The 11388-nt window shown below is 38.4% G+C and carries 10 protein-coding genes and 1 pseudogene; 2 read left to right on the forward strand and 9 right to left on the reverse strand.

The annotated features are described in order from the left end of the window. Position 1: 1 nt before the first annotated feature. The 7 genes and pseudogenes from cysS to rpoZ form a co-directional block, all read right to left on the reverse strand. Positions 2-1423, reverse strand: a complete 1422-nt coding sequence (cysS, locus tag H153_RS0105890; protein ID WP_022847217.1) for a cysteine--tRNA ligase — start codon at positions 1421-1423, stop codon at positions 2-4. 10 nt (positions 1424-1433) lie between these two features. Then, positions 1434-2553: pseudogene (gene prfB, locus H153_RS09455) on the reverse strand (peptide chain release factor 2). Positions 2554-2608: 55 nt separating this feature from the next. Continuing rightward, positions 2609-4783 carry an HD domain-containing phosphohydrolase gene (locus H153_RS09460; protein WP_022847219.1) on the reverse strand — a complete coding sequence of 725 codons (2175 nt, stop codon included), beginning with the start codon at positions 4781-4783 and terminating at the stop codon, positions 2609-2611. 18 nt (positions 4784-4801) lie between these two features. Further along, positions 4802-5503, reverse strand: coding sequence for a hypothetical protein (locus tag H153_RS0105905; protein WP_022847220.1), 702 nt, complete (start codon positions 5501-5503; stop codon positions 4802-4804). 24 nt (positions 5504-5527) lie between these two features. Continuing rightward, the gene (locus H153_RS0105910) at positions 5528-6748 is read right to left on the reverse strand and encodes a (Fe-S)-binding protein (protein ID WP_022847221.1); all 1221 of its coding nucleotides are present in this window, start codon (positions 6746-6748) and stop codon (positions 5528-5530) included. A 17-nt stretch (positions 6749-6765) separates the two neighbouring features. Beyond that, the gene (locus H153_RS0105915) at positions 6766-7506 is read right to left on the reverse strand and encodes a dihydroorotate dehydrogenase electron transfer subunit (RefSeq protein ID WP_022847222.1); all 741 of its coding nucleotides are present in this window, start codon (positions 7504-7506) and stop codon (positions 6766-6768) included. Next, positions 7506-7712, reverse strand: coding sequence for a DNA-directed RNA polymerase subunit omega (gene rpoZ, locus H153_RS0105920; RefSeq protein WP_022847223.1), 207 nt, complete (start codon positions 7710-7712; stop codon positions 7506-7508). Before rpoZ ends, H153_RS0105915 begins: the two co-directional genes overlap by 1 nt. Positions 7713-7858: 146 nt before the next feature. Between rpoZ and H153_RS0105925 the strand changes: the two genes are divergently transcribed. Further along, the gene (locus H153_RS0105925; protein ID WP_022847224.1) at positions 7859-8935 is read left to right on the forward strand and encodes a YbdK family carboxylate-amine ligase; all 1077 of its coding nucleotides are present in this window, start codon (positions 7859-7861) and stop codon (positions 8933-8935) included. Beyond that, positions 8932-10431, forward strand: a complete 1500-nt coding sequence (locus H153_RS0105930) for a gamma-glutamyltransferase (protein WP_022847225.1) — start codon at positions 8932-8934, stop codon at positions 10429-10431. The genes H153_RS0105925 and H153_RS0105930 overlap by 4 nt, the downstream gene beginning before the upstream one ends. Here H153_RS0105930 and yacG read toward each other — a convergent pair whose 3' ends face one another. Together yacG and H153_RS0105940 are read right to left on the reverse strand one after the other, a co-directional pair. Next, positions 10432-10602: a DNA gyrase inhibitor YacG gene (gene yacG / locus H153_RS10085; protein WP_022847226.1), complete on the reverse strand. Its 171-nt coding sequence runs from the start codon at positions 10600-10602 to the stop codon at positions 10432-10434. It abuts the gene before it with no gap. Further along, positions 10602-11168: a Fe-S-containing hydro-lyase gene (locus tag H153_RS0105940; protein WP_022847227.1), complete on the reverse strand. Its 567-nt coding sequence runs from the start codon at positions 11166-11168 to the stop codon at positions 10602-10604. The genes yacG and H153_RS0105940 overlap by 1 nt, the downstream gene beginning before the upstream one ends. Positions 11169-11388: the final 220 nt, after the last annotated feature.

An 11388-nucleotide genomic window follows, 5' to 3' on the forward strand; every position in this document is an offset into this window, starting at 1 on the left:
TTCATTCCCCCTTACGGTAAACCGTTCCACTGGGTAAGTCCTCTAAGACTATTCCCATCTGCTTAAGTCTATCCCTGATTTCATCTGCGAGTTTGAATTTTTTCTCTTTTCTAAGCTGCTGTCTTATATCTATCAAGAGCTTTATAAGTTCATCTTCTAAGTTGTTTGTTGATTTTTCTTCTTCAAGTTTGAAGCCAAAAATTTTCATTACCTCTCTAACAAACGATACAGCTGCGAGTATTGATTCTTTTTCTTCGGTGGTTGCTTTCTGTTTTTTGACGATGCTATCTTTCAGTATGTTTGTCTCTTTTATCATTTCAAAGAGAATACCCAATGCTTTTGCCGTATTGAAGTCATCGTCCATAGCTTCGTTAAATGCCTTCCTGTATTTTTCAACGTCAACAGGAGCACCACCTTTTCCTTCTTCCTGTACGTTTTTTATTACAGATTTAGCATTGAGAAAGTTTTTAATCCTGTCAAAGGCTGCTTTGGCCTCTTTTAGCCTCTCAAATGAAAAGTCTATGGGGCTACGGTAGTGCGTTGATACGAGGAAAAATCTTAAAACATCCGGTGAAAAATCTTTTAGTATTTCTTTTATTGTGAAAAAGTTTCCGAGAGATTTGCTCATCTTTTCGCTATTTACCATTACAAAACCATTGTGCATCCAGTACTTTACAAACGGCTTTCCGGTGTAGCTTTCGGATTGTGCAATTTCGTTTTCGTGATGCGGAAATATGAGGTCAAGTCCTCCTCCGTGAATGTCCATCATTTCGCCCAGGTATTTCATGGACATGGCGGAACATTCTATGTGCCAGCCGGGTCTCCCCTTTCCCCACGGTGAGTCCCATGCAGGTTCTCCTTCTTTTGATTTCTTCCAGAGCGCAAAGTCAAGAGGATTCCGTTTCTTTTCTCCGGGTGCTATTCTTGCGCCGGCCATAAGTTCGTCAATCTTCCTTTTTGACAGCTTCCCATATTCAGGGAATGTTTCTACTGCAAAGTAAACATCACCGTCGGCTTCGTATGCGTGCCCTTTTTCTATCAATCCTTTTACCATCTCTATGATTTCAGGAATGTGCTCGGTGACTTTTGGTTTAAAGGTGGGCTCTTTTACATTGAGTGCGGCCATATCCTCTTCAAATGATTTTATGTACTTTTCAGATATCTCTTTCCATGGCACGCCTTTCTCATTTGCCCTTTTTATTATCTTGTCGTCAACATCGGTGTAGTTTCTGACAAAAATAACGCTGTAGCCTCTGTGTTCAAACCATCTTCTTATGACGTCAAAAACCACGGCACTCCTTGCGTGCCCAATATGAGCATCGTCATACACCGTTGGACCGCACACATACATTTTGATTCTGTTTTTCTCAAGAGGGATAAATTCTTCTTTCTTTTCGGTAAGGGTATTGTAAACCTTTATCATCGTTCTCTCCCTACTTTGCCGCTTCTGCTTTCTGCTTGAGATATCCTTCTATAAACATATCTATATCACCGTCCATCACGGCGTTTATGTTTGATGTTTCTATGCCCGTTCTGTGGTCTTTCACCATCTGGTACGGCTGGAAAACGTAGGAGCGTATCTGGTTACCCCAAGATATCTCTTTGTGCTCCCCTTTTGCCTGGGCCAATTTTTCCTCTCTCTTCCTCATCTCAAGTTCAAAGAGTCTTGCCTTCAGTATTTTCATCGCTCTCATTCTGTTCTGTATCTGTGAACGTTCACTCTGGCATGTAACGACAATACCTGTCGGTAGATGGGTTATTCTAACGGCTGAGTCTGTTTTGTTAACGTGCTGTCCACCTGCGCCTGATGCCCTGTATGTGTCAATTCTCAGGTCTTCGTCTCTTATTTCTACCTCTATATCATCCTCAATTTCTGGAACGACTATAACGCCACAGAACGATGTGTGTCTTCTTGCATTTGAGTCAAACGGGGAAATCCTCACAAGTCTGTGAGTGCCGTGTTCAGCTTTTAAAAGTCCGTAAGCATAAGGTCCTTTTATCGCGATGGTGGCACTCTTTATTCCTGCTTCTTCATTTTCTTGAAGATCTATAATTTCTGTTTCAAATCCCTTTTTCTCCGCCCACCTTAGATACATTCTCATAAGCATACCTGCCCAGTCACAGCTTTCTGTTCCACCGGCGCCGGCGTGTATTGTAACAATGGCATTGTTTTTGTCCATCTCTCCCGAAAGGAGTGTTTTTACCTCGAGGTTACTTAGCTTCTTCTTGAGTTTTTTAATTGTCTCCTCAGCTTCTTTAAGGAGACTTTCATCGTTTTCTTCTTCAGCCATCTCAAAGAGAACTTCGATGTCCTCAATATCAGTTTCAAGGTTCTGCCACATTTTTATTTCAGACTCTATACGGTTTCTTTCTTGAGAGATTTTTTGAGCCCTTTCCCTGTCATTCCAGAAGTCGGGGGCAGACATCTCTTTTTCAATTCTTTTTAGTTTTTCTTCTTCCTTAGCCAGGTCAAAAATACCCCCGGAGCTCGTTATATTTATCCTTAACCTTTCCGTATTCTTCCTTAAGTTCCTGAAGCTTTTCAATAAGCATAATACCTCCCTGCTTTAACATTTTCACAGTTAAATTAGTGTTTGGAGCAGATTTTTCAAGTTTTTCCTGAATATCCTTTCGTCTCTATTTTGGTGAGAGTCATCGTCAGACGGTCAATATCTTCAGTATCTTTTTCATCTATTATATGAAGACTAAGTATTACGCCAAGTTCCTCTTCAAGTTTTCTCATTCTGGCCTTAATGTCAACATCTTTCAGGCTTTTATCAATAAAGACAACAAAGTTATCGCCTGAATATCTTATTATGGCAATAGGGTTAAAGGTTTTTTCAAGAAGCTCTTTTAGTCTTTTAAGTATGGTATCCCCGTAATCCCAACCCTTTTCAAGGTTAAGTTCTCTTAGTTTCAGAACGTCAACGGTAATGATTTTAAAAGGTGTGTTGCTTTCCTTTAAATTGTTGAACAGGAAGAATAAATAGTTTCTGTTAAACGCGTCAGTAAGAGAATCTCTAAAGAAGTAGTCAAGTCTCCGTCTTTCAAGTTCTGACAGGCTTTTAAAGTCCTGACTTTTCGTGACGGGCGGAGTTTCTTCTTTAAATATTGGTATTGCAGCATGAACCACATCCGAATCATACTTCTTACCTGCAAGATTTATGAGTTCTTTTATGGCTCTTTCTTTAGGCATTCCCTTCCTGTATATTCTGTCGCTTGTCATCGCGTCAAAAGAGTCAGCAACGGCTATAATACGCGCAGCAAGCGGTATTTCCCTGCCCTTCAGCCCTTCAGGATAACCTGAACCGTCGATTCTTTCGTGGTGATATTTTATGCTGTCGATTACCGGTTTTAGAGGTTTTATATCTTTTAAAAGTTCATAACTCAGTACCGGATGGAGCTTGATAATTTCAAACTCTTTATTTGTAAGTTTACCCGGTTTTAAAAGAATGCTGTCAGGGATTCCTATTTTTCCAATGTCGTGTAAGAGTGCCGCCATGTATATTTCTTCGATAAGCTTTTCATTTAGTCCCATGTTCTTTGCTATTTCTTTAGAATAAAATGCAACTCTTTCAGAATGGCCTCTTGTGTAAGAATCCCTGATTTCTATACCTCTTACCATTGATTTTATCGTTGATTCAAGGAGTTCTTTTTCTTCCTTTATCTTCTCTTCGAGAGATTCTATTAATTCTTTAAGTTCGGCAGCTACTGCAATGGATTTTGCAATGTTCTTTAAATAGACTTTTTCATCCTCATTTAAAGGGGTGGTATCTTTTCTGAAAAATATTATATACCCGTTGTTTTTTGCGAATGTAGAAAGCGGAAATCCGATTAAATACTTTATTCCGAGCTGCCTTTCAGATTCGCTCAGATAGTTAAGTTTACTGTGGGTTAGCTCTATCTCTTTTTTAACAGTATTCATATAACTTTCTATTCCTTCAAGCTGGTCGGGGATTACTTTTTTTGTTTTTTTGTCATTTTTAGTTATTATTTTTGTTTCTATAAATTTTCCTTTAGGCAGTCCGATAATTACACCGTCTATTTTATTGGTTTTTATTAATTTTCTCATTAATTCCACAAATTCGCCGTTAAAACCTTTACCGGCAGTTAAAAGATGGATAAATTGATACATAATATCCTCTTTTTGAATTTTGTCTTTTATGTTTTCTATCATTTCATTTATTTTTCTTCTTATCCCACTGAATTCATCGGTGCCTGAAAGTGGAAGGACTGATAATTTTCCGCTTGAGATTTTTTCGATATCATTTTTTATTTGTCTTAAGGGCTTTAAATACAGGCTTCTTATTGTTAGTAATAGCGCTACCTGAAAAAGAAGAACGGTAATAAATTCAGCCATACTTATTCTTGCTGCAAGAACGGAGGTTTCATTTTCTATCTTTTCTCTGTCTAATTCTACGGCAACGGGAACAGCACCATCAGGGAAAATGAATTTTTTATATATAAGTATTCGGGCTCCTTCTTTTATTACCTTCGTCTGTACGTTTGGAGGTTTAAAAGGCAGCTTACCTATAAAGATCCTTTTTATACACGGTGTCTCTCTTAATATTTCCGGGCGTAAATCTTTTTTACTTTTTAGAATTAGTGCTTTTGACTCAAAATCGGCTTCAGCTAAATGGATAACCCTTTTTTCCATAAAATACTTGATGCTCTTTTTAACAAGTATAAAGGAAAGCATACTTATTATTATTGATATTGCAAGAGATACTATTAATAAAATCCAGTATTTTGTTATTTCTATCTGTTCAAGTTGTCTTTTCATAATTATACCGCACCCCGGTTATATGCAATTTCTAAAGGCAATATCAGTTCGATGTTTTATTCCATATTTATGTAAAATGTATTTGATAGCTAAAGGATCGTATATATAAGTTATTCCATCTTCCCACAGTAAAAGTATTCTTTTTAAGTTTTCCTTTCTTGCCGCTTTACTGTTCTTTCTTACACAAAGAAGATAGGAAACCTTTCCTATCTTCTGGATTACCTGAAAGCCAGGCAAAGGTGTTTTGAAATAGATGTTATTTTTTTTGATCAGTTCATTGAAAGAATCTAAAAATACGGTGTTTTTACCAGCAAAATTCCTGTATAGTGGTGTATTTAAAGCATAGAAATAACCATCAAAAAACTGCTTATTTTTTATTAACTTATATACAGCTGGTTTTTTTTCTCCGACAGTGCAGACTTTAATCCAGCTGTTGTCCACTTTCCTTATAAAGTTATATGTCACGTTGTCAATTATCATAACATTATACTTGCTAAGGTTTAGAAGTTTTATGAAGTCAGCGGTATTTTCTCCGTAGTTCAGATTTATGATTGTGTTTTTTGTATTTAATTTTCCGTAAGCTTTCTCAACATAAAAAGGCAGCAGTATATATTCGTTTTCGGCAAGGATGTTTATTTCTGTATATTCTTTACAACTGTAAAGCAGAATGAGAAATAGTGCCACTATTATAACCAGACCGCCCTTTAAAACTTTAACCATAAACACCCTTTAAAATAAAATTCCTTAAAGGCACTCTGCCAAGATATCAGCAGTGTGTTTACAGGACATATTGCTTTTTGCCTTTTCAAGCCCCTCTGCAATATTCATAATGCAACCCGGACATTCAGTTATTACATTGTCGGCGCCGGTTGCTATTATGTTTAGCGTTTTTCTTTTCTGTATCCTGTCAGAAACCGCCGGGTGGAGCATTTTAAAGGATCCTCCCATTCCGCAACAGTTATCTGATTCTTCCATTTCGACGTACATTATACCATTTATTGATTCAAATATTTTTTTGGGTATATCTTTAGGTATGTTCTGTCCTCTAACGATGTGGCAAGGATGATGCCAGGTTACTTTTAAGGGCTTTTTAGCCCACCAGTTTTTAATAATGTCAGTGTTTTCAGCTACGATTTCCAAAAACTGAAACACAGGCTTGTTTAATTCACCATAGTTATGTTTAAGGTTGTGGCAGCAGGTTGCACAGCCGGTTACTATTCCATCTGCTTCTATATCGTTAAGCACTTCTACGTTTTTCTTTTTAAGTTCTTCAAAACCTTTTCTATCGCCGGCATGGAGAGATGGTGCACCACAACAGACTATCTGTGATGGGACAAATACGTCGTAACCAAGGTGATTAAGAACTTTTACCATGTTTTTTGAAGTTTCGACATAGGCTCTGCTGAACATACATCCCGGGAAGTATATAAGTTTTCCTTTTTTCTCTGATTTAGATGGAAAAAGTTTATCTTTATAATTAAATTTTCCCTCTTTTATTGCTGGAATTACTGCTGCACCTTTACCGGGTACCGGAAATTTGCTTACGACATTTTGAGGGCTGTTTGACGGCCTGAACAAGAGATAAGATAGCCTTGAGAAACTTCCAGCACTGTCAAAAAGTTTTTCGTTTTTAAGCAAGGTTGTCACTAATTTTTCCTGAGGGAATAGACCAAATTTTTCAGTAGCGGCTTCTCTCGCCTTGAGGATTATTTCTTCATAGGGAACGTCCATTGCACATATTTCCTGGCATCTTAAGCAGGTTGTACACTTTTTAAACAGGAGAGCGGCTTCTTTATCTAACTTTCCATATCCTTTCTGTATCATGTCTATGAGAGAGATTTTGCCTCTTGATACAGAAGGCTCTTCTTTTGTTTCGTTAAATACAGGACAGACGTTTCTGCATGAACCGCAGCGAACGCATCTATCAAGCCATTCCTGCTTTATCTGAAGGAACTTTTTATCCATAAAACTCCTCTTTGTAGTTAAAGCTCAACAAAATCGGCTTTGAATATTGGTCCATCAACGCAGACTCTTTTGTATCCTTCCTTAGTTTTTATAACACATCCAAGGCAGCTTCCAACACCACAGGCCATTCTTGTATCAAGGGATAAAAGACAGTCTGCGTTGTGGATTCCTGCTTTTTCCTGAACAGCTTTAAGCATTCCTGTAGGACCACAGGCTATCCATCTGAAGTCTTTAAACTCTTCTAAAACGTCGGTAACCAGACCTTTCTTTCCTTTAGAGCCGTCTTCTGTTACAACGATGCATGGTATCTTGTACTTTTCTATGAAAGGTAGTGCAGAGAGGTCTTCCTCTCTCCTTCCGCCGTAAACCACAACAACCTCTTTACCCTTTTGGTGAAATCTTTTGGCTGCTAAAAAGAGGCCTCCAATACCTATTCCACCTGCTATGAACAGGTACTTTTGAGCTGTCTCTTCTATGTAATTACCAAGGGGAAGAATTACATCTATTTCATTTTTTGCATTTGTTAAAAGCCTTGTTCCTCTACCGACAACTCTGTAGATAAAACTCGCCACGTTATCTTCAACATCAAATATGCCAAGAGGTCTTCTAAGTAAAGGATCAAGTTGTGTTTCATCTCTAACCTGAACCATGGCAAATTGCCCGGGCTTTATCTTTCGTATTTCACCTTCTGAAAGTTGAACAGATATAACAAAGTCTTTTTCAGACAGCTGTCTGTTTTCTATTACTTTTGCTCTCATTACTCTTCCTTGGGGCAGATTTTCCCTTCAGCTATTTCAAGTAGAGCGATTACTGTTTTTTTGTGTTTTTCACCTTTAATGTCAACGCCGAACGTGTAAGAGTCCTGTTCGTAGAGGTAACGGGCCCTTTTTGCTGCTACGTGGACAGTTTTGTAATAGTTGCCTACCTTTTTAACAACCGTTTCAAGTGGAATTCTCTTTGACATTTTAAGCCTCCATCAGCCGATTTACAGGATAGTAATTTATAGAAAAAGTAGAAATAATTCTACCCTATTTTTCTGCCATTTAAATTTTGTAAGCATTAGCACTTACGGTAAAATATTATTCTAATATTATATTTGAGAGGTTTGTTGTGAGATTTAAGCCTTCTAAACCTTATACAGTTGGTCTTGAACTTGAAGTTCAGCTTGTAGATTCATTTACATTTGAGTTGACGGAGAAATCTTCCGTTATTTTTGAGAAGGCTTCAAGGAAGCTCTCTTCAGTTCTCCACAAGGAATTTCTTCAGTCTATGATTGAGCTCGTTTCACCACCCTCTTCCTCTTCAAAAGAGGCAACAGATATTATCAGAGAAGCGTACGAAGAAGTGAAGCAGATAGGAGAAAGAGAAGGATTCCATCCACTTTTACTGGGAACGCATCCGTTTGCCGATCCATGTGAGATAAGGATTACCAGGGATAAGCGGTATGAGAGATTACTAAAAGAATTCCAGATAGTTTTAAAGAACTTTTTGATATTTGGACTTCATATTCATATAGGTGTTGAAACAGAAAAGCAGCTCTGGGAAGCTTACAACATGACGCTTAAGTACCTTCCCCTGTTTATAGCCCTTTCCTCTTCGTCACCTTTTTACAAGGGAAGGTTTACAGGACTTCATAGTTATAGGCTTAAGATTTTTGAGCAACTACCGAGAGCGGGTGTTCCAGAGCAGTTTTTCTCAACGGAAGAGTTTGAAAGAATGTTTAACATCCTTAAAAATGCCGGGTTTGTTGATAGTTTAAAGGATATCTGGTGGGATGTAAGGCCGAGACCCGATTTCGGGACAATAGAGCTCAGGGTTTGTGATTCCATTCCCGACTTTAACAGGATAGAGGCTGTTGCTGACTTCTTTAGATTGCTCGTGGCCTGGTCAAAAGATAAAAAAGTGGAACGCTTTTACCATCAAATTGTCAGGCAGAACAGGTGGAATGCTGTCAGGCATGGTCTTGATGGAATGTTCATTGATTTAGATGGAGTGGAAAACATAAACAGTAAGATTCATGGACTTGTTGAAGAGTTTGATAGGGAAGGATTGATAGAGAGGCTTGGAATAAGGGCTGATAATCTATACAATATCTTCAGCAGATATCCGATTTCCTATAAGATGATTGAAGCTTATAGGAATGGTGTATCTATCAGGAAGATTGCAAGATTTGGGTTGGTTGAATGAAAGGAATTATTGCTGCCGGTGACAGGTTGACTGCTGAAGCCGGTATTGAGATTCTTAAGAAAGGTGGTAATGCTTTTGATGCTGTAGTTGCGGCCGTTTTTGCGTCTTATATGGCAGAGCCTGCCCTTACAAGTCCTGCAGGCGGCGGTTTTCTCCTTGCCGTTGAAACTGACAAAGAACCTGTTGTTTACGACTTTTTTGTAGATGTTCCACCTTACAGAGAAGAGAATCCTGATTTCTTCAAGATAACGGTCGATTTCGGTGATGCCCTTCAGGATTTTCACATTGGTTGTGGTGCCGTTGCTGTCCCCGGTAACGTCGCAGGTCTTTTAAGGGTTCATAAAGAAAAGGGGAAACTTCCTCTAAAGGAAGTTTTAAGACCGGCAATCAGATATGCTACTGAAGGAATAAAACTTTCACCTCTTCAGGCCTCCTTTGTAAAACTCCTTTCACCGATTTTCACCGCCACTGAAGATTCAAGGAAGATTTTTGCCCCTGATGGAAAACTTATTGATGAGAGGACCATTTTCAGGAATCCTCAATACGGAGAGTTTTTAAAATTAATAGAGGAAAAGGGACAGTGGGCTTTTTACGAAGGGGAAATAGCCGATAGAATTGATGAACTTTCCGTAAAGCATCATGGTCACATAAGAAAGGAAGACCTTGAAAGGTATAAAGTGGTAGAAAGAGAACCTTTAAAATTTGATTTCAAAGGTTTTAAGGTTTTGACAAATCCACCCCCCTTTCCCGGAGGGATACTGATTGCTTTCACGCTTAAACTCCTTGAAAATGAAGACCTTGATTGTTTTGGTTCTAAAAGGCACCTCCTGAAGTTAATTAAATCTATGGAGGAGACTCAAAAGTTTAGAGAAGTCTTTGTTGATGAGGGTATTTCAGGAGATTTTTATAAGTTTTTGAGAGAGGATTTCCTATCAGGATATAGAGAAAATCTTAACCGTTTTGGTAATACGACCCATATAAGTGTAATCGATGGTGATGGTAACGCCGCTTCAATTACAACGACAAACGGTGAAGGTTCCGGGTACATCATTCCCGAAACAGGGGTTATACTGAACAATATGCTGGGTGAGGAGGATTTGAATCCAAAAGGGTTCTTTAAATGGCCCCCCTATGTAAGACTTCCATCAATGATGTCGCCGACTGTTGTCCTTGAGGATGGGGAACCAAGACTTGTTCTTGGTAGTGCGGGTAGCAACAGGATAAGGAGTGCCATTGTTAACGTTATTCTTAACTGTATCGTTTTTGGACTGGATATAAAGGAAGCGGTAAAATCGCCGAGAGTTCACTATGAAAAGGGAACTGTTTTTGTAGAGCCGGGGTTTGAAGCTAAAGTTATTGGTAAATTAAAAGAGATTTATCCTGAACTGGTGGAGTTTTCCTCGTTGAACCTCTTTTTTGGTGGTGTTCAGGCAGTAAACAGTAAGTTTGAAGGGGCTGGTGATCCAAGAAGGGGTGGTGTTGTTTTAAGGGTTTAATTAATTTTTGTCAATATCAGATTTTGCCTCTACAACATACTCTTCCGTCAGCCACTTGTGGAGGTCTGCCAATTTACACTCTTTACTGCAGAAAGGACGGAATGGGTTGTTTTCCCATTCCGTTTCTTTTCCACATATAGGACATTTTATCTTTTTTAATTTCTTTTTCATTAGAAATCAAACAGCTCCTGGTATTCTTTTCTTCCCATTTCGTAAAGGTCGTTGCCGTATATGTCGTTTACGACAAAAGCGGGAAAATCTTCAACAACCAATCTTCTAACAGCTTCAGGTCCTAAATCTTCGTAAGCTATAATTTCTGCAGATTTTACGCACCTTGCAAGGTATGCAGCAGCTCCACCTATTGCTCCAAAATAGATACCTTTGTATTTCTGAATGGCCTCTTTTACGGCCTTGTCTCTTTTTCCTTTTCCTATCATTCCTTTAAGTCCCCACTCAAGCATTTTAGGGGCAAAGGGATCCATCCTGTAGCTTGTTGTAGGTCCTACAGAACCTATAGGCATTCCTGGTTTGGCCGGAGCAGGACCGGCGTAGTAGATTATCTGTCCCTCTATATCAAACGGTGGTTTTTCGCCTTTTTCAACAGTTTCTACTATCCTTTTATGAGCGGCATCTCTTGCAGTATATATTACTCCCGAAATCAGAACGAAGTCACCGGCTTTAAGGTTTTCTATTACGGAATTGTCAATAATTGGTGTTGTTATCCTTTTAGGTTCCATTTTTACCTCCATACCTCAGATATTAAGATTAGAAAGCGACTTGCTAATTAATTATAAACGACGAAGGATTTTAAAGCAAAGGTTTTTTATTATTGTCTGACAGGTTTAAAATTCATTTCTAATGGTGCTTAGTAACTGTTTCCGTTTTTGTTATACTATTTGTAGTTTTTAAATTTCTGCTTATGGTATAATTCCCATCCGCAAATTAAATCCATGTAGA

It is taken from the genome of Desulfurobacterium sp. TC5-1, from assembly GCF_000421485.1.
Lineage (GTDB): Bacteria > Aquificota > Aquificia > Desulfurobacteriales > Desulfurobacteriaceae > Desulfurobacterium_A.

Coding starts and splice junctions, on each gene's coding strand:
- cysS (WP_022847217.1), bottom strand. CDS start 1,423: ATGATAAAGGTTTACAATACCCTTACCGAAAAGAAAGAAGAATTTATC.
- H153_RS0105940 (WP_022847227.1), bottom strand. CDS start 11,168: ATGGAACCTAAAAGGATAACAACACCAATTATTGACAATTCCGTAATA.
- H153_RS09460 (WP_022847219.1), bottom strand. CDS start 4,783: ATGAAAAGACAACTTGAACAGATAGAAATAACAAAATACTGGATTTTA.
- H153_RS0105915 (WP_022847222.1), bottom strand. CDS start 7,506: ATGAGAGCAAAAGTAATAGAAAACAGACAGCTGTCTGAAAAAGACTTT.
- H153_RS0105910 (WP_022847221.1), bottom strand. CDS start 6,748: ATGGATAAAAAGTTCCTTCAGATAAAGCAGGAATGGCTTGATAGATGC.
- rpoZ (WP_022847223.1), bottom strand. CDS start 7,712: ATGTCAAAGAGAATTCCACTTGAAACGGTTGTTAAAAAGGTAGGCAAC.
- yacG (WP_022847226.1), bottom strand. CDS start 10,602: ATGAAAAAGAAATTAAAAAAGATAAAATGTCCTATATGTGGAAAAGAA.
- H153_RS0105905 (WP_022847220.1), bottom strand. CDS start 5,503: ATGGTTAAAGTTTTAAAGGGCGGTCTGGTTATAATAGTGGCACTATTT.
- H153_RS0105930 (WP_022847225.1), top strand. CDS start 8,932: ATGAAAGGAATTATTGCTGCCGGTGACAGGTTGACTGCTGAAGCCGGT.